This is a genomic window from Ensifer sp. LBL (assembly GCF_050435225.1).
Classification (GTDB): Bacteria; Pseudomonadota; Alphaproteobacteria; order Rhizobiales; family Rhizobiaceae; genus Ensifer.
This window is the reverse complement of sequence record NZ_JBNDJY010000009.1, coordinates 1-16,570: the sequence shown is the minus strand read 5'-3', so window position 1 is coordinate 16,570 and position 16,570 is coordinate 1. Positions and strand designations below refer to the sequence as shown.

Here is a 16,570-nt window from a genome sequence, read left to right as displayed (position 1 = left end):
GGAAACAGCCCGCTTCCGAGCTTAGCCGTTTCGATCGGGATTGCCGAACAGATTTCCTCACCATGCAATACGACGCAGCCGGCGTTCACCGGACCAGAAATGAACGGCATCGTCCCTCAAAACACGATAGCGGCGCGAGGCCGCGGGCGCCAGCCGGATGCAACCTTTCTGTGCGGAATGGCGTTGCATCACCGTTTTGGACGTGTCCATATCGAGCCTTCATTTCAGCGCCCAACATGAACGCGACGACCACATGATACCTTCGATCCCGCTGCCGTTCGTCGTCGCGCTTATGCTGACCATTCTGCTCATGCGTGCGCTCTTCCAACGTGGCCGAATTCTTCGGCCGGCCACGGTGTTCATCGCCGCATGCATCCTTTTGATCGTAACGGTCGGCTTGCGCTGGACTGCGGATCTGCAATGGGTGCGGTTCCTTCAGCCCGTGGTCGCGGCTCTGCTTCCACCCATTGCATGGTTCTGTTTTTCAGAACTCAGAGGCTCCCATCGACAACGATACTGGCCCCACCTTCTCGCACCTGCAGCGATATTGATCCTTTCGGCACTGTGGCAGTATTGGCAGACTCCGATCGACCTCATCCTTGCCCTCCTCTACTTCACCTACGCGGCGTTGCTTGCTCACCAGTCGTATGCGTCCGAAGGCAACTTCGAAAACGCCCGGCTGGCGGAGGCTCGCGGTGCTCGCAGCGCCGCGTTTGCCGTTGCCGGTCTGTTGCTGACATCAGGGATAATCGACCTGGTGATAGCTGCAGACTTCGAGTTCTATCGCGGAAGCCACGCCGCCTCGATCGTTGGTGCGGCTCACATGTTGACGCTCCCGCTTGTCGCCTTCGCGATCGCCGTCATGGGCCGGAGCGTGCCTGACAACGACGTAAGCCTTCCGAATGAGGCAAACAAAATGCCGGCTCTCGCAAGCGAGGGCGCACCGACAGGCGACCACCGCCGCATCCTCGAAGCGCTCGATACGGCAATGAGCGAAAGAAGGCTGTTTCGTGACCCGGATCTGACCCTGCGACGGTTGTCACGCAAATTGGCGATACCCGCCCGGCAAATCTCCGTTGCCATTAATCGGACCTCGTCGCGAAACGTGTCGCAGGTCGTCAACGAGTACCGTGTTCGAGAAGCCATGCGTCTGTTGAACGAAACCGACCTGCCGATCACGGCAGCGATGATGGAGTCGGGCTTCCAGACGAAGTCCAACTTCAACCGCGAATTTCTGCGGGTGACCGGCATGACGCCGCGTGAATACCGCCAGGAGAATTCGGCTTTAGAGTCAGTCGGAGGCCTCATGGGCCGGCCGGAAGGGCCTCGGCCAGAAAACCGATGATGAGAAAAGCGAGTTCCCGATGGATCTCGTCGCGTCCACGAACCCCGCCGTCCTTGCAGACGATGCCGTCCCCGGGCGTCTCCGCCTCGATCAACGCCGCAGCGCCCGGCTTGCAAGTCTGCATGAAGCTGAAATGCATCGCATCGGGGATTTCGACATAGGTGGACGCATTTTTCGGCAAGCGCTCGGCGAGATAACCGGATTCGAGCCTGGCCGGCATGTCACCGATATCGGTGCCGGCGGCAATGACCAGTGATGGAAGACGAACCCGCGCCAGGCTGTCGGGATCAAAACCCCGCGCCAGCCCCAGATCGAGCGACACGAAGGCATCGAGCCGAGGGTCCCTCAGGTCTTTTTCGAACTCGGGCCGATCGAGGCCAAGCTCTGCGCTGAGGCTGCAGGCGCGCGGACTGGCATTTGTCTCGCAATCACGCCTGAAGCGATCCCCGTCGAATGCCGCCCCGGCCAGTGCACTCACGGTCCATCCCCCGAGCGAGTGGCCAATGGCTGCAATCCGGCTTTCATCGATGTCCCCGGCAAGCGCCGGATCGGCGATCAAGGCATCGATGACCCGGCTGAGGTCGCGTGGGCGCTCCCACAACTCCGCCGCCTGCTTCGCGTTCCTGTCGAACGTGGTGGTGCCCGGGTGATCCGGGGCAGCGACGACATAGCCTTGCTCAACCAGCCTGCCCGCCAGCCAATTCAGATTGCGCCAGCTGCCGCCGTAACCGTGGGAGAGCACGACCAACGGGCGCGCTCCCTTGGTGGTCGCCGCATTTCTGATAGCCTGGATACCCTCGAGGGCCCGGTTGTCGCCAACGGTAGTGGCTGCCGCGCGGTCTTGAGTGGAATACCAGAGCGCAACGTGGAGTGGTCGAGCGCTGTTCTTGTAAATGTCGGCCTCCCGAAAGCCGACCGCGTCTTTGGCGTGACCGAGCACTGCGGAACCAAGCCACAGGATGCCGGCGAAAACGAATGGTTTGAACATGAGAAGCCCTTCGGTTGAAAACCTGGCCTCCATCCCGCGAAAACGACCAAGCGGCGACCTCGAACGCGATCGAGGACGAAAGCGGCTGGCAGCAGCATCGAAAACTGTGGGAAAGCACGCGTGTGGTGGGTCAGCGGACCTATCGCTTCGGACGTCTCTTGCCGGACGCCGCAGCTCCTTCGCCCTCCGGTTCCACGTCAGGCATTTCGTGCCGCATGGCCTCGCCCTCGAAATGGCCGATGATGGTAAGAACGGCGAAGGCGGAGCCGACCGCAAGGCCGGCGACGATCCAATGGCCAAAGCCGACGGAGATGCCGATCGCGCCTGCGAGCCAGAGGCTCGCGCCGGTCGTCAGGCCCTGGACCTCGCCGCGAGACAGGACGATGGTTCCGGCTGCAAGAAACGCGACGCCTGCGGTTACCGCCTCCACCACGCGCAGCGGGTCGATGCGGACGCGTTCATCGAAGAAGCCGCCGAGGCGGACGCTTTCGATCGAGATGATGCCGAAAGTGCAGGCTGCGAGGCAGACGAGCATATGGGTCTTGAGGCCGGCGGGCGTGCCTTGACTTCGCGCTCGAAGCCGATGACCGCGCCCATCAGCAGCGCTCCGAGGATGCGCGCAAAAATGACCGTATAGGGGATCTGCGACGGTGGGAACAATTCGGCGGTGATCTGATCCATGCGGAACCAACGCGAATGCTTCGCATTGGTTCCGCATGATGGCGCCCGCGCCTCACCCAGTGCGCAGACGCCAGGAGCGGCCTGTCCCCACCCCGCTCCGAAGCGCTAGAAGTCGCTTAGTTGCCGAGCGCCGCGAGGGCCGCGTCCAGGCGTTCCTGAGCCTTCTTCGGGTTCTTCGCTCCCTTGACCGCTTCCAGGTTTGCTGGCGCATCGCCGACCTGAACGACGCCTACCATGCCCATGCCGTAGTGCGGCGTGCACTTGACGCCGTAGACGCCGGGTGCGGTGAAAGTCACCTTGTAGTTTTCATTGATCTTGCTTTTGAAGGCCTCGGCGCCATCGGGGATCATGCCCTTGATGGTTTCGACGTTATGTCCCTTGTCGGTCGGAATGAAGGTGACCGTGTCGCCGGGCGCAACCTTCAGCGACGCCGGCTCGAAAACCATCGCGCCGTCCTTGCCCTTGTTCAGCATGTGCACTTCGAAGTCCGCGGCGGCTGCCGGCGCGGCGACCAGCATTGCCGCGATCGCGATACCAAATCCGCTCTTGATTGCATTCAACATCGTCTTCTCCATTTGAGCGACCAGCCCGTGTTCGGGTTGTTCGAGAAGAGGATTAAGCTTGAGACGCCCCCTCCACTTTGATGCGCGTCAAATTCGCGTCGCTTTTTATCGGCGTTGACAATGCATAGGATTCCTATATTAATCGCCTCATGAGCAAGGAACCTGACACGACACCGGCCCTGGTCGACCGCATCGGCGACGGGCTATCCCGCGTGGCGACGGCCATGCGCACGGAGGCCTGGTCGACCGCGGACGCGATCGGCCTCAATCCCACGCAATTGCAGATCCTGACCTTCCTCGTCGCCCGTGGTCGCAGCGGAATGCGGGTGAAGCAGGTTGCCGGCTATCTCGGCGTCAGCCAGCCGACGACGACGGACTCCATCAACGCACTGCTGCGCAAGGGGCTGGTCGAAAAGCGCGCAGATCCGAGCGACGCACGCGCGCTTTCGGTTGCCACCACGCCGGCCGGCGAGGACGCAGTGCGACGGGCGGGCCGGCTCGCCTCCGCAACGGAGGATGCCATCGCTTCGCTTTCGAGGCTGGAGCAGCAGGACCTGCTCATGCATCTCGTCAAGATCATCCGCGGCCTGCAGACGGCTGGCGCCATTCCGGAACAGCGCATGTGTGTCAACTGTCGATACTTCCGGCCGCATGTCTACGACGATCCGAAAGCGCCGCATCACTGCGCATTCGTCGATGCTGCGTTCGGACCGGCGGAACTGCGCGTTGATTGCGGCGAATACGAAACGGCAGAACCCGAGGCGCAACGGGCCGCCTGGCGTCTCTTCAATCGCGAGACGGCCTGATCATGCGAAACGATCCAGCCGCCGGCGCCAAAGCCGGCGGTCCTGAAGGCGTCACCGAGCATCCCCGGCGCCTTTTCAACAAGCTTCACCATCGGAATTCGCGAGCGCTGTTTCCTGCGTCGCAAGCGGACAGACGATGATGTCGGCGCCGGTCCGACGACTGCCATCGGCGGACCGGCAATTTTCTCCCTCCAGCAAACAGAAAGAGAAAACCATGAGCAGAATTAATCTAGTCGACCCCGTTTCGGCAACCGGTCCCAGGGCCGAACTCCTTGGCGAAATCCGCTCCGCCTTCGGGGTCGCACCCAACATGTTCCGCGCCGTCGCCAATTCGCCGGCGGCCCTTGCCAGTATGTGGGGCTCCTTCGGTGCACTCGGCAACGGTCGCCTCGGCGCCAAGCTCGGCGAGCAGATCGCCGTTGCCGTCGCGGATCGCAACGATTGCCACTATTGCCTGGCGGCCCACACGGCCCTTGGCCGCAAGGCGGGCGCGACTGCCGAGGAGATGACGTCCGCGCAACGCGGCAAGTCCGCCGATCCGAAGACGGCCGCTGCCCTCGCCTTTGCACAGAAACTCGTCGACGCGCGCGGGCAGGTATCCGACGCGGATGTGCGCTCCCTGCGCGAGGCCGGCTACGATGACGAGGACGTGGTCGAGATCGTCGCCCATGTCGCGCTCAACCTGTTCACCAACTACATCAACGTCGCGCTTGCCGTTCCCGTCGATTTCCCCGGCGTTAAGCTCGTCCGCGAAGCCGCCTGAACCGCACACACTGCAGTGGCCGGGCGGCGAGCCTTCGCCCGGCCCTCTTGGAGATGAGAACAATGAACAGCAATCGCAGGATCACGGCTCCGGAACTCGCCGTTTCGACCTGGTTCAACACACCGGAACGTCCAAGCCTTGCGCAGCTTCGTGGCCGGGTCGTTTTCCTTCATGCGTTTCAGATGCTGTGCCCGGCTTGCGTTTCGCACGGACTACCGCAAACGCAGCGCGTCCAAAGCATTTTTCGGGACACCGATCTTCAGGTCCTCGGCCTGCATTCGGTGTTCGAACATCACGCAGTCATGACACCGGAAGCGCTGAAGGCCTTCATTCATGAATATCGCCTGACCTTCCCGATCGCCGTCGACCAGCCTTCCGACCAGGGACCGATACCGAAAACGATGGAACTCTACGGCATGCGCGGCACGCCGACGGCCATCATCATCGGACGAGACGGTCATATCGAACACCATCGTTTCGGCATCGAAGATGACATGGCCATCGGCGCGCGTCTTGCCACACTCCTTTCCGCGCCGATCCCCGACTTTGCCACGGCGGCCGCCACCTCCGCCGGCTGCACCAGCGAAGGCTGCGTCCCCGACACGCGTGCCGGCTAGAACCTCTGAGCATGGAGAACAGACGATGACGACCAGAAAGGCGCTCGCCCTCAGGCACGTGCATTTCGAAGATCTCGGCAGCTTTGCCGGACCGCTGCGAGCGGCGGGTTTCGAAATCGAGTATCGCAATGTCGGCGACGAAAATTACCTCTCTTTCGATCCGTTGAAGCCCGATCTCGTCATCGTGCTCGGCGGCCCGATCGGCGTCTATGAAGACGAGGCCTACCCTTTCATCGCGGGGGAAATCGCCATGCTTCAGGCGCGTCTTGCCGGCGACCGGCCGACGCTCGGCATCTGCCTCGGCGCCCAGCTGATCGCCCGTGCGCTCGGTGCCCGCGTCTACCCTTCCGGCCTGAAGGAGATCGGATTTTCGCCGTTGAGCCTGACCGCCGCAGGCCAGGCCTCCCCCCTCCGCCATCTGGCCGACGTTTCCGTCCTACATTGGCACGGCGATACCTACGACCTGCCCGCCGGCACTGAACTTCTGGCTTCGACACCGCTGATCGCGCAACAAAGCTTTGCGCGCGGCAAGACAGTGCTCGCCCTCCAGTTTCACCCGGAGGCGCAGGCCGGCGCGGCGTTCGAACGCTGGCTCGTCGGTCACGCCTGCGAACTGGCGGCCGCCGGGCTCAGCGTTCCGAGCCTGCGCGCCGATGCCCGACGTCTCGGGCCTCATCTCGAGGCAGCGGCCGCTTCGGTGATCGGCGAATGGCTGGAGAACTTCGATGGTTGAGCCGCCGCCGATCGCGCTCGACGCCCTGCTCATCGGCAGCCTCTCGCCGATCGACGACCGCGGAACCCTAAGCGGCATCGACAAACACCCGACACTTGACCCGGTGCATCTCGGCACAACCGGCTTTGCCGGCGACCATCAGGGCGACCTGAAGAGGCACGGCGGCCCGGACAAGGCTGTGCACCATTACCCGCGCGACCATTATCAAATATGGGTTGACGAGATCGGAAGCGTTGCGCGGCTGCAGCAGCCGGGCGCGTTCGGCGAGAACATCTCGGCCTTGGGGCTGACCGAAAGCGATGTCGCGATCGGCGACCGGTTCCGCCTCGGCGAAGCCCTTCTCGAGGTGAGCCAGGGCCGGCAGCCGTGCTGGAAGCTGAACCGCCGTTTCGATTTGCCGGACATGGCCCGCCGCGTCCAGCAGACCGGCCGCACCGGATGGTACTACCGGGTCATCGAAACGGGCATGGTTTCCCCCGACGACCGGATGCAACGCGTCGAGCGGCGCCATCCCGAATGGACGGTCGCCCGGCTGTGGCACTATCTTTACGTCGATACGCTCAACCGCGAGGCCCTGTCCGCTATCGCCGATCTCGCCATCCTGCCGCCAAATTGGCGAGAGTACGCCGCCAAGCGCCTGCAGACGCGGGCGGTAGAAGATTGGTCCCGCCGGCTCGACGGCGAGTCTCCGGCTTCAACGCCTGATGGCGCCGTCGATGGCCGTGACCGCTCGCCGCCGAACGGATGACGCCGCCCTCCGGCGGGTGGCGCCCCTGTCTGCTCTCGCCAGCATCTCGGCGATCTCGTCGGCAACAAAGATCGCGTGATCGTTGACCTGCGGCAGGCCCATGAGTTCGCCGAAGGTGCCGCGCGCCAGCGGGCCGGCAACGATCAGCGACCTCTCGGCCACGCCGCTCGCACCGATCGCCCGGCTCGCCTCATCGCAGGCGAGCCCAAGCCCGACACTGTCTAGGCGCAGCCAGCCCTTCGACGCCAGATCCGCAAGCCATTCCTGGCTTGAAAGAATGCCCGTATGTGCCGGACCGGTCGTCACGACGCAGGCATCGAACAACAGGCGCTCATGGGCACGCGTCTGCCGGTGACGGATGTCGACAGCGATGACTTGGCCATAGCGTTCGACGCCTTCGATCGAAGCGCCGAGGATGCGCAACTGTCCCGTCTCGGCTGCCTGCCGGATCGCATCGTCGATCTGCGGCGCCACACGGAACCGGTGCGCGTCCCAGAAGGGCCGCAGGCGCCTCACCAGCAGGCGGCGCTCCGCCACCGGCAACGCCCGCCAGACTTGCCCGCCTTGGATACGCAGCGCGTCGAAAACCGCATGCCAGCTGAGCCCGGACAAAGCGGCCTGCCGCACCGCCAGGCGCACGCGTCGAAGAAGCTCGAGCGCGGTTCGCGCCGGGTTGCTGACGAAATCACCGAAGGGTTCCTGCGCTTTTCCCGCATGGCCGCGCGAGCGAAGGCCGCGGCGCGACAGGGCGACGATCGAGCCGCGGTGGTCGGCGAGCCTCAGCGACGCAATCACATCCGCCGCCGTCAGGCCGTTTCCAAGCACCAGAACGTCATCATCGGGACGAAGGCAGGCAAGAGAGCCCGCAACGGTGGTATCAGTGACGAAACGCGGATGGCCTTCGAGCGCCTGCGCGACGCTCTTCGGCGCACAAGGCGAGGGATGCGTCGTGGCGATCACGACGATATCGGCCAAAAGGTCCGTCCCGGCATCGGAGGTCAGCTTCCAGCGCATTCCACGCCGCTCGATACGAGCGATGCGCTCGCGGCGGTGCACGACCTTGCCGCTCCGCACGAACGGCGCGACGAACGCCCCGACATACCGCCCGAACACCGCCCGCCGCACATAGAGATGGCCGTCGGCGGCCCTCGCCTCCGGGTCGCCGCACGGCTCGCCATTGGCCTCCAGCCAGTTCAGAAAGTGGTCGGGATCATCGGGAACGAGGCTCATGCGGGCAGCGGGCACATTGGTGCGATGGGCCGGATTGCCGGTGTCGTAGGCAAGTCCGGCACCCAGACAGTCTCGCGGTTCGAAGACCACGATGGCTGCGCCGTCGCTGGCGGCATTGCGCGCAAGGCTTGCCGCGACCACCGCGCCGGTGAAACCGCCGCCGACGATGGCAATGACCGTTCGCCGCACAGCTGTCACGACTGGGAAACCTTCAACTTCGGGCGATGATCGCCGGCGATGGTTTCGCCGAACGGCCCGGTGTTGATCGACGTCTCCCTCGCCGGGATGGCGTGGGCCAGCGGCAGATGCGGCAGTACCAGTTCGCCGAAGCGATAGGCCTCTTCGAGATGCGGGTAACCGGACAGGATGAAGCTGTCGATGCCGACTTGTCGGTATTCTTCCATGCGCGCTTTGACTTGATCGGGATCGCCGACGAGCGCCGTGCCAGCCCCTCCGCGCACCAGGCCCACGCCGGCCCAGAGATTGGGAGCGATTTCGAGCTTGTCGCGCCGGCCGCCATGCAGGCGGCTCATGCGGCTCTGACCAACCGAATCCATGCGCTCGAACACCTTCTGTGCGGCGGCAATCGTTTCGTCGTCCACATATTGTATCAGTTCGTCGGCCGCCTGCCAGGCTTCCTTTGCGGTCTCGCGAACGATGACATGAAGACGGATACCGAACGTGACCGCCCTGCCCTCGGCATCGGCCAGGGCGCGAACTTCGGCGATCTTCTTGGCGACGTCCTCGACCGGCTCGCCCCAGGTCAGGTACTTGTCGATCGTGCGCGCTGCCACCTCCTGCCCCTTGCCGGAGGAGCCGCCGAAATAGAGCGGCGGGTGGGGCTGTTGCGCGCAAGGGAACAGGAGCTTGCCGCCTTCGATGTCGAAGTGATTTCCCTTGAAATCGACTTCTTCTCCGCGAAGCACCGCCTTGTAGATGTTCAGGAATTCCTCGGTCACCTCGTAGCGTTCACCATGCGCCAGATGAATGCCGTCGCCCTTGTTTTCGATCGGATCGCCGCCGGTTACGACGTTGATCAGCAGCCGCCCGCCCGAGAGACGGTCCAGCGTCGCCGTCATGCGGGCCGCGAGCGTCGGGGAGAGCAGGCCGGGCCGAACCGCGATCAGGAACCGCAGCTTTTCGGTGAGCGGTGCCAGCGCTGAGGCTACCACCCAGCTGTCCTCGCAGCTCCGCCCCGTCGGGATGAGCACCCCATAGTAGCCCAGCGTATCGGCGGCCTGCGCGACCTGCTTCAGATAGTTGAGGTCGACGTTTCGCCCACCGCGCGTGGTTCCGAGATAGCGGCTGTCGCCGTGGGTCGGCAGGAACCAGAGCACATTGATCTTTTCGGGGATCTTCTCGGGGATTTCGTTGGGCACAATTCCCATTCGCGCAGGCCTCCTCACAGGTTCCTTTCGGAGGCAGCCCAAAAGGCCCCTCGACTGGCAAAAAGCATAAACTCTATAAAATTTATTGACAACAAGAATTCGGGCGATCATCCTTGATATGAGGAAAAATTTTTCCCGGATCAGCTGTCAGCGATCGGGAATTAGATTTAAATTTTTCGAGGATTTGGCCATGACCATCGCGCTTGCCGCTTCTCCCGCATTCGATGCCATCGTTCCGACTGCCAATGCCTACGGGTCGATCACCACGCCGGCGCTGAAGGCGGCCATGCGCAACTTCTCAGGTGGCGTCTCCGTCATCACCGCGGGGATAGGTGAGGAGCGCACCGGCGCTACCGTAACCTCCGCCACAGCACTCGCCGTCGATCCGCCGACCATGATCGTCAATATCAACCGCACGTCCTCCACCTGGCCGGTCATCGAGCGCTACCGGCATTTCTGCGTCAACCTTCTGTCGCGCGAGCAGCAGAGGGTCGCCGAGCGCTTCTCCGGTGTCGACGGCGCCAAGGGTCCGGCCCGCTACGATGGCGCCGAATGGATCCGGCTTGCCAGCGGCGCATCGGCGCTTGCCGGCGCGCTCGCCGCCATCGATTGCGAGGTCGAGGAGATCATCGAGCGCCATAGCCATGCGATCATCCTCGGCCGGGTGGTGGCGATTACGGCCGGCACAGGCGAACCGATCGTCTACCACAACGGCCGCTACGGCGGCGTGCAATTCTGACGCTGCATTCCTGCATGGCACAGCGCGCCGCCACAGATTTCAATTTTGGAACGCGCTCTCTGCAAAGCGGCAAAAAGCGGAATAATTTATCTATATAAAATCCATGCTTTTAATCAACATAACATCAGGACTTCCCGAGGAAGCCGCAACCCGTTGAGGAGCATACGATGACGATCCGCAGACGCACCCTTCTTGCCGCAAGTGTCGCCCTCTTGGCCGCAAGCCAGTTTTCCCTTCCGGCCCATGCAAACGAAACGACGCTGACCATCGGCTACCAGCCGATCGTCGAACCATCGCGCGTGCCGCAGGCAGACGGAACCTATGAGAAGGTGACCGGCGCCAAGATCACCTGGCAGAAATTCGACGGTGGGGCCGATGTCATTGCGGCCCTTGCGTCCGGGTCGATCGACATCGGCTATGTCGGATCCTCACCGCTTGCCGCCGCCGCGAGCCGCCAGATCCCGCTCGAAACCATCTTCGTCGTCGGCCTCATCAGTGACGCCGAGGCACTGGCGGTCAAGGGCATCGACAAGCCGGAAGAGCTTGCCGGCAAGAAGATTGCAACGCCCTTCGTCTCGACGGCGCATTACAGCCTGCTCACCGCCTTGAAACACTGGAATGTTGATCCGAAGTCGGTCGAGATCCTCAACCTCAGGCCGCCGGAGATCGCCGCTGCATGGCAGCGCGGTGATATCGATGGCGCCTATGTCTGGGATCCGGTTCTGTCCGAAATCAAGAAGACCGCAACCGTGCTTGCGACATCGAGCGACGTCGCGAAATGGGGCGGACCGACCTTCGACGCCTGGATCGTCAGCAAGAAGTTTGCCGATGAACATCCTGAAATCGTCACCGGATTCGTCAAGGTGACCGGCGACGCCTATGCCGATTACCGCGCCAAGCCGGAAGCCTGGAGCGCAGGCTCGCCTCAGGCCGAGAAGATCGCACGGCTCACCGGCGCAAAGCCTGAGGAGGTGCCGAACCTGCTCAAGGGCTATTACTTCCCGTCGCTCGAAGAACAGGCGAGTGCCGATCTCCTCGGCGGCGCGACAGTCAAGGCGATCGCCCAGACCTCGGCCTTCCTGCTCGAACAGGGCAAGATCCCGGCAGTCCTTCCCGACTACGCGCCTTACGTTTCCGCCCGCTGGGCGCAGGAAGCGGCAAAGCTCTCGTTCTGACGTTCACTCAATTGCTGCCCGCCCGGATGAAATCTTCGGGCGGGCACACGGCAGTATGCCAGGAGAACAGCATGTCCGTCCTCTCGCTTGAGAATGTCACATTGCGATATGGAGCCGATGCCGGCCGCAACACGCCGGTGCTTGCGTCAATCGATCTGTCGATCGGCCACGACGAATTCGTCGTCGTCATCGGGCGCTCCGGTTCCGGCAAGACCAGCCTTCTCAATCTGGCGGCGGGCTTCGGGAAACCGAGCGGCGGGCGTATTCGGCTCGACGGCGCGCCGGTCACCGGCCCCGGCGCAGAGCGCGCCGTCGTGTTTCAGGACGATGCCCTTTATCCGTGGCTGACGGCCCTCGACAATGTCGCCTTTCCCCTGCGCCTGCGCGGTTTGTCCAGAGCGGATCGGCTCGAGCGGGCGCGAACTCTTCTCGACCAGGTGGGGCTCGGCGATGCAGCCGAGCGGCATGTCTGGGAACTGTCGGGCGGCATGCGACAACGTGTCGGCATTGCCCGCGCACTTGCCTCCAGCCCGAAGTTTCTGTTGATGGACGAGCCGCTTGGCGCGCTCGATGCCCTGACCCGAAGCCGCATGCAGGGCTTTCTTCTCGACATCTGGCAACAGAACCGCGTCGGTGCCCTCCTGATCACCCACAGCATCGAGGAGGCGCTGCTGCTCGCAACGCGCGTCATCGTGCTTGCCCCCAACCCCGGCCGGATCACCAGCGAAATCTTCACGACCTTCGGCCGCGATCACCTCGCCGGGACGCCGCTTTCGGAAATCCGCAGCTCAGCCGCTTTTCGCCACCTGCAGGACGAATTGACCGTGCTCATCCATGCCGAAGAAGAAGGAATTGCCGCATGAGCATCTCGGCTGAAGGCCTGCCGCCGATCATGCCGGCGGCGCGCCACGTGGATGAGCAACAGGAACAGAGCGCCGAGCGACCGCCGTTGCCGCTTGTCTGGATTTCGCTCGCGACGATCACGGCACTGCTTTTCCTCTGGAGCCTTGCCTCCAGCTATACCCTCGTCTCGCCACTGTTCCTGCCGTCACCGGTCGCCGTCTACCAGGCACTGCGGAGCCTCGCCGTCACCGGCTTTGTCGATGCGACGCTCGCTGAGCACGTCGGCGCCAGCCTGCTGCGGATCTTCGGCGCGCTTGCTGTCGCTCTCGTCGTCGGCGTTCCCGCCGGCCTTGCCATCGGAGCGAGCCGTATCGGCAAGGGCATTCTCGATCCGATCGTCGAGTTCCTGCGGCCGCTGCCGCCGCTTGCCTATCTGCCCCTGGTGATCATCTGGCTCGGCATCGGCGAGGCGTCGAAGATTGCGGTGATCGCCCTGGCGATGCTACCGCCGGTCATCCTTTCGACGGCAACGGGCGTCCGCTCCGCATCGGCCGACCACGTCAACGCGGCGCGATCCTTCGGCGCGTCGCGGCTGCAGGTGCTGCGCCACGTCATTGTGCCGAGCGCCCTGCCCTCGATCCTCACGGGAACCCGCATCGCGCTCGGCGCCGGCTGGTCGACGCTGGTGGCGGCCGAACTCGTCGCCGCAACCCGCGGCCTCGGTTTCATGATCCAGTCCGCAGCCCAGTTTCTTGTGACCGACGTGGTGATCGCCGGCATCGTCGTCATCGCTGCCGTCGCCTTCCTGTTCGAACTGGCGGCACGCCTGATCGAGCGCTGGCTCGTACCCTGGGCAACGCGGCGGTAAGCGGCAAGCGTCAGCCGGTTTTCAGAGTGACCCGGTTGCGGGTCGCGATCAATCGCGCCGCGGCATAGGTCTGCGTGACGATCTCCGGCACCAGATCGATGTCGGGCAGGCTGCCGACGCCGAGCGGCCCGATCGCGTAGAGATTGCGCGTCGGACCTCCGCCGGAAAGCACTTCACCCGCCGGGCTGACGGCAATGCCGAGATCGAGTTCGTCGGGCTCGGCAAGGCCGCCGGAAAAAAGGCTCTGCATCAACGGCGCCTGAAGATCGGGCGCCGAGCAGCGACAATCGATCACCTGATCGGCTGAAAGCAGCGTCTCCTCGCTTTCACCAGCAAAGCGCACCATCAGTCCTTCCGGACGGCGCCGGCCGGCCCAGCCCTTGCGCAGCACGGTCCGCTCGCTCGCTAACTCCTGCCGAAGACGCAGGTAGAGGGGTGCCGGCAGGCGGTTGCGGTGGCTGTCGTAGATCGAGCGAAGGTGCCTGTTGAAGCGGTGTTTCTCTTCCTCGGGCAGCGCCTGCCACAGCGACCGCGCCCGGCGGCGCAGGCCGTTCATGGCCGCCTGCCAGCCGAGCCCTGCCGCCTCGGCCTCCGCACAGGCCTGCCGGACGAAACGAACGATCTCGCCGAGCCGCGTCGGCATCGGCTCGACCGGAAAGGTCGGCGCTGCCGAAAGGCGGGTATGCGGCTGCGGCAGGAAGCCATGGCGGGAGAGGATGGTGACTTCGCCGGCAAAGCCGTTGTCGCGAAGCTGCAGCAGGCGGTCGACCACCCGAACCCCACTGCCGAGCAGCACCGTGTGGCGCGGCACGACGAGGCGACGGGCGCGCACCAGCGGCTTTTCCTCTTCAGCGACTTCCATCTCACCGCGACGCAGACCAAATCCGGTCGCCAGCACGACGGCATCGCATTCCACCGTCGCGTTCTCCTGCATCACCAGAAAGCGCCCATTGGCCTGCTTGCGTAGACCAAGCACCGCCTGACAGGAGAGCTGCATCGAAATATCCGGCCGGCGCGTCAGCGCCTCGGAGAAGCGCTGATAGACATAATCGCTGAAGATGCTCTTCGGCACGAAGATCTGCTGGAACCCGGGAATGGCCGCCGGCACGGCGGCGCGAAACTCGGCATTGGCCGAGAGCCAGTCGTTGAAGTCTTCCGGCTGACCGGCGGCCACTGAAAGATCACGAACACGACTGTTGAGGATTTCACCGCTCTGGGCGGTGGCCAACACCTGGCCGCCACTGATCGTCGGTTGCGGGTCGAAGAGATGGACGTGAAAGGCGGCCCGCACGGACTTCATCAGGGCGATAGCCATCATCACGCCGGAAAAACCGCGGCCGACGATGGCGATATGCGGCTTGCCCCTGGGGGCCCCTTCCGTCGGAGACGTCTTGGCAAACAATCCATGGACAGTCATGTGCACTCTCCTATGGCCGGCCTCGCCGGCAAAGTTTGAAATGCATGGCTGTTTCGGTCCTCAACGCAGACACCGACCGAATTGTAAGGCTATCGGCAACCACCCGCAGGGTCGCGTGAAGATATCGTCCGCCGCATCGATGGTCGAGCCCGTATGTCCTATCCCGGCTGGCCTGGCACCTTGGCACATGCGCATCCCTAGACGGTATACTCTATAAACTTTGTGCGCTATTAGAGCGTGAAACGGCGCGGACATCAAGGGCCCCGTGTGGCAAGGCCGCTCGAAGCGGTCTTCGGCGTCACACTCTGGGGCGGTCAGGCCACGCCGTTTGGCAAGGGCAACCGCTCCGAAAACTCGCCCGGTTGGCCGCGAGTGGTCTCGCGGCGCGAAATGCCGTTCAATACCCTGAGCAGGTCATAACCATGCGACCAGCGGCCATAGCCACTGGCGATGTTGATATGGCCGGCATGGCCGAGATCGATGAGGCGACTGCCCCAGCGGGTCGAAAAATGGCGCAGGCGGTCGAAGGGCATATAGGGGTCGTTCAGGCTTCCAACGACAAGGCTCGAAAAAGGCAACGGCAGGTCCGGCATCGATCCGAAGTCGATGGCGCCCGGATGAAGCCGATCGGTCGGACCGAGATCGCACGGTGCGACGAGCAAGGCGCTGCGCACCTGCCGGGCGAGCGGGCGCCGCACCAGATTGGCGACCAGAAGACAGCCGAGGCTGTGTGCCACGAGGTCAACGGTACCATGCCGGAAGATTTCGTGTTCGAGCCTGTCGCGCCAGAGATCGAGCCTTGGTCGGTCCCAGTCGTCCTGTTCGACGAGGACGGCTTGCGGATTGTCATTCAGCCAATGGCGCTGCCAATGGCCGCTGTTCGATCCGAGCAACCCGGGAATGATGAGCGTTGTTGCCATGACATCAACCGCTTACGAGAATGTTTCAAAGTGACGGCCGCGCATTCTGCCGCGCCCGGTTCATGGCTCGATTATGGAAGAGCGAAATGCAGCGCGTAAGCAAGGAACATTCAATATCTATAAAGTCTATAGCATAACTTTTCAGTCGCCTCGTTCACGCACCATCATTTTAGATGTCAGGCATGGAACAATCTTGGGAGCAGAGTGTTTCTATTGACGTGGTTAGAAGCGAAATCAGTTTCTCTTACGGCCGCCGAAGCGTCAAAAATTTGCGTTGTTGGAGCCCATGAAATTGGTAGTTTGGCGCCGAAAGATACCGGCGCTCAAACAAGCCGGCCAACCGGCGGTTTGAAGATCGGTTTGGATGAGGGGATAGCGCAGCCGCTCGCGGCTGCGGGGCCAAGAGGTGACCGAAAGGTGACGGAGCGACGCAATGGGAACCGGTGGCGATTTCGCCAGCCGAGTGTTTTGCCTGGATTTGGATTGTCGCTCGGGATCACGCTGAGCTGGCTGGTTCTGATCGTGTTGATCCCGTTGTCGGGCCTGGTGTTTCGGGCCAGCGGGCTCGGCTGGGCGCAGTTCGTGGCGCTGGCGCTTGATCCACGCACGCTCAATGCCCTGAAGATCTCCTTCGGCACGGCCTTCATCGCAGCGATCATCAACCTCGTCTTCGGTGTCATCCTCGCCTGGGTGCTGGTGCGTTATCGCTTTCCCGGCAAGCGGGTGATCGACGCCATGGTCGACCT

General features: G+C 63.3%; 16 protein-coding genes and 2 pseudogenes. 11 read left to right on the top strand and 7 right to left on the bottom strand.

Features of this window, described 5'->3' with window-relative positions; translation table 11 throughout:
- Nucleotides 1-157: 157 nt before the first annotated feature.
- Nucleotides 158-1,345 carry a helix-turn-helix domain-containing protein gene (locus tag OKW20_RS28765; protein ID WP_429177685.1) on the top strand — a complete coding sequence of 396 codons (1,188 nt, stop codon included), beginning with the start codon at nucleotides 158-160 and terminating at the stop codon, nucleotides 1,343-1,345.
- Here OKW20_RS28765 and OKW20_RS28760 read toward each other — a convergent pair.
- The 3 genes and pseudogenes from OKW20_RS28760 to OKW20_RS28750 form a co-directional block, all read right to left on the bottom strand.
- Nucleotides 1,305-2,333, bottom strand: coding sequence for an alpha/beta hydrolase family protein (locus OKW20_RS28760; RefSeq protein ID WP_429177683.1), 1,029 nt, complete (start codon nucleotides 2,331-2,333; stop codon nucleotides 1,305-1,307). The two genes, OKW20_RS28765 and OKW20_RS28760, sit on opposite strands and share 41 nt — an antisense overlap.
- Nucleotides 2,334-2,472: 139 nt before the next feature.
- Nucleotides 2,473-3,014, bottom strand: a pseudogene (locus OKW20_RS28755) (MgtC/SapB family protein).
- 116 nt (nucleotides 3,015-3,130) lie between these two features.
- A complete protein-coding gene (locus tag OKW20_RS28750) occupies nucleotides 3,131-3,577 on the bottom strand; it encodes a pseudoazurin (RefSeq protein WP_082005895.1) in 447 nt (148 codons plus the stop codon).
- Between the two features lie 149 nt (nucleotides 3,578-3,726).
- Between OKW20_RS28750 and OKW20_RS28745 the strand changes: the two genes are divergently transcribed.
- The 5 genes from OKW20_RS28745 to OKW20_RS28725 all read left to right on the top strand — a co-directional run bounded on the left by OKW20_RS28745 (nucleotide 3,727) and on the right by OKW20_RS28725 (nucleotide 7,244).
- Nucleotides 3,727-4,383: a MarR family winged helix-turn-helix transcriptional regulator gene (locus OKW20_RS28745; protein WP_429177681.1), complete on the top strand. Its 657-nt coding sequence runs from the start codon at nucleotides 3,727-3,729 to the stop codon at nucleotides 4,381-4,383.
- Between the two features lie 214 nt (nucleotides 4,384-4,597).
- Nucleotides 4,598-5,146, top strand: coding sequence for a carboxymuconolactone decarboxylase family protein (locus OKW20_RS28740; protein WP_429177679.1), 549 nt, complete (start codon nucleotides 4,598-4,600; stop codon nucleotides 5,144-5,146).
- A 62-nt stretch (nucleotides 5,147-5,208) separates the two neighbouring features.
- Nucleotides 5,209-5,763, top strand: a complete 555-nt coding sequence (locus OKW20_RS28735; RefSeq protein ID WP_429177677.1) for a peroxiredoxin family protein — start codon at nucleotides 5,209-5,211, stop codon at nucleotides 5,761-5,763.
- A 25-nt stretch (nucleotides 5,764-5,788) separates the two neighbouring features.
- Nucleotides 5,789-6,496 carry a glutamine amidotransferase gene (locus tag OKW20_RS28730; protein WP_429177675.1) on the top strand — a complete coding sequence of 236 codons (708 nt, stop codon included), beginning with the start codon at nucleotides 5,789-5,791 and terminating at the stop codon, nucleotides 6,494-6,496.
- Nucleotides 6,489-7,244: an MOSC domain-containing protein gene (locus tag OKW20_RS28725; RefSeq protein ID WP_429177673.1), complete on the top strand. Its 756-nt coding sequence runs from the start codon at nucleotides 6,489-6,491 to the stop codon at nucleotides 7,242-7,244. The genes OKW20_RS28730 and OKW20_RS28725 overlap by 8 nt, the downstream gene beginning before the upstream one ends.
- Here OKW20_RS28725 and OKW20_RS28720 read toward each other — a convergent pair.
- Together OKW20_RS28720 and ssuD are read right to left on the bottom strand one after the other, a co-directional pair.
- Nucleotides 7,191-8,672, bottom strand: coding sequence for an FAD/NAD(P)-binding protein (locus tag OKW20_RS28720; RefSeq protein ID WP_429177671.1), 1,482 nt, complete (start codon nucleotides 8,670-8,672; stop codon nucleotides 7,191-7,193). The genes OKW20_RS28725 and OKW20_RS28720 overlap by 54 nt on opposite strands.
- Nucleotides 8,669-9,862 (bottom strand): FMNH2-dependent alkanesulfonate monooxygenase, encoded by a 1,194-nt coding sequence (ssuD, locus tag OKW20_RS28715; RefSeq protein WP_043623714.1) that lies wholly within the window; start codon nucleotides 9,860-9,862, stop codon nucleotides 8,669-8,671. The genes OKW20_RS28720 and ssuD overlap by 4 nt, the downstream gene beginning before the upstream one ends.
- Nucleotides 9,863-10,052: 190 nt before the next feature.
- On the opposite strand from ssuD, the gene OKW20_RS28710 reads away from it, so the two are divergent.
- The 4 genes from OKW20_RS28710 (at nucleotide 10,053) to OKW20_RS28695 (ending at nucleotide 13,487) form a co-directional block, all read left to right on the top strand.
- Nucleotides 10,053-10,601, top strand: a complete 549-nt coding sequence (locus OKW20_RS28710; RefSeq protein WP_429177668.1) for a flavin reductase family protein — start codon at nucleotides 10,053-10,055, stop codon at nucleotides 10,599-10,601.
- Between the two features lie 167 nt (nucleotides 10,602-10,768).
- Nucleotides 10,769-11,776, top strand: coding sequence for a taurine ABC transporter substrate-binding protein (tauA, locus tag OKW20_RS28705; protein ID WP_429117768.1), 1,008 nt, complete (start codon nucleotides 10,769-10,771; stop codon nucleotides 11,774-11,776).
- Nucleotides 11,777-11,847: 71 nt separating this feature from the next.
- The gene (locus OKW20_RS28700; RefSeq protein WP_429177666.1) at nucleotides 11,848-12,639 is read left to right on the top strand and encodes a taurine ABC transporter ATP-binding protein; all 792 of its coding nucleotides are present in this window, start codon (nucleotides 11,848-11,850) and stop codon (nucleotides 12,637-12,639) included.
- Nucleotides 12,636-13,487, top strand: coding sequence for an ABC transporter permease subunit (locus OKW20_RS28695; RefSeq protein WP_429177664.1), 852 nt, complete (start codon nucleotides 12,636-12,638; stop codon nucleotides 13,485-13,487). The genes OKW20_RS28700 and OKW20_RS28695 overlap by 4 nt, the downstream gene beginning before the upstream one ends.
- Before the next feature lie 10 nt (nucleotides 13,488-13,497).
- On the opposite strand, the gene OKW20_RS28690 is transcribed toward OKW20_RS28695, so the two are convergent.
- Together OKW20_RS28690 and OKW20_RS28685 are read right to left on the bottom strand one after the other, a co-directional pair.
- Nucleotides 13,498-14,904, bottom strand: coding sequence for an FAD/NAD(P)-binding protein (locus OKW20_RS28690; protein WP_429177662.1), 1,407 nt, complete (start codon nucleotides 14,902-14,904; stop codon nucleotides 13,498-13,500).
- 314 nt (nucleotides 14,905-15,218) lie between these two features.
- The gene (locus OKW20_RS28685; protein WP_429177660.1) at nucleotides 15,219-15,824 is read right to left on the bottom strand and encodes an RBBP9/YdeN family alpha/beta hydrolase; all 606 of its coding nucleotides are present in this window, start codon (nucleotides 15,822-15,824) and stop codon (nucleotides 15,219-15,221) included.
- 417 nt (nucleotides 15,825-16,241) lie between these two features.
- Here OKW20_RS28685 and OKW20_RS28680 point away from each other — a divergent pair.
- Nucleotides 16,242-16,570: pseudogene (locus tag OKW20_RS28680) on the top strand (molybdate ABC transporter permease subunit); the annotation flags it as partial.

Excerpts from the sequence above, each read along its gene's own strand:
- OKW20_RS28700 (WP_429177666.1), top strand. The coding sequence starts at position 11,848 with ATGTCCGTCCTCTCGCTTGAGAATGTCACATTGCGATATGGAGCCGAT.
- OKW20_RS28760 (WP_429177683.1), bottom strand. The coding sequence starts at position 2,333 with ATGTTCAAACCATTCGTTTTCGCCGGCATCCTGTGGCTTGGTTCCGCA.
- OKW20_RS28765 (WP_429177685.1), top strand. The coding sequence starts at position 158 with ATGCAACCTTTCTGTGCGGAATGGCGTTGCATCACCGTTTTGGACGTG.
- OKW20_RS28730 (WP_429177675.1), top strand. The coding sequence starts at position 5,789 with ATGACGACCAGAAAGGCGCTCGCCCTCAGGCACGTGCATTTCGAAGAT.
- OKW20_RS28735 (WP_429177677.1), top strand. The coding sequence starts at position 5,209 with ATGAACAGCAATCGCAGGATCACGGCTCCGGAACTCGCCGTTTCGACC.
- OKW20_RS28695 (WP_429177664.1), top strand. The coding sequence starts at position 12,636 with ATGAGCATCTCGGCTGAAGGCCTGCCGCCGATCATGCCGGCGGCGCGC.
- OKW20_RS28685 (WP_429177660.1), bottom strand. The coding sequence starts at position 15,824 with ATGGCAACAACGCTCATCATTCCCGGGTTGCTCGGATCGAACAGCGGC.
- OKW20_RS28725 (WP_429177673.1), top strand. The coding sequence starts at position 6,489 with ATGGTTGAGCCGCCGCCGATCGCGCTCGACGCCCTGCTCATCGGCAGC.
- OKW20_RS28740 (WP_429177679.1), top strand. The coding sequence starts at position 4,598 with ATGAGCAGAATTAATCTAGTCGACCCCGTTTCGGCAACCGGTCCCAGG.
- OKW20_RS28745 (WP_429177681.1), top strand. The coding sequence starts at position 3,727 with ATGAGCAAGGAACCTGACACGACACCGGCCCTGGTCGACCGCATCGGC.
- tauA (WP_429117768.1), top strand. The coding sequence starts at position 10,769 with ATGACGATCCGCAGACGCACCCTTCTTGCCGCAAGTGTCGCCCTCTTG.
- OKW20_RS28750 (WP_082005895.1), bottom strand. The coding sequence starts at position 3,577 with ATGTTGAATGCAATCAAGAGCGGATTTGGTATCGCGATCGCGGCAATG.
- OKW20_RS28710 (WP_429177668.1), top strand. The coding sequence starts at position 10,053 with ATGACCATCGCGCTTGCCGCTTCTCCCGCATTCGATGCCATCGTTCCG.
- ssuD (WP_043623714.1), bottom strand. The coding sequence starts at position 9,862 with ATGGGAATTGTGCCCAACGAAATCCCCGAGAAGATCCCCGAAAAGATC.
- OKW20_RS28690 (WP_429177662.1), bottom strand. The coding sequence starts at position 14,904 with ATGACTGTCCATGGATTGTTTGCCAAGACGTCTCCGACGGAAGGGGCC.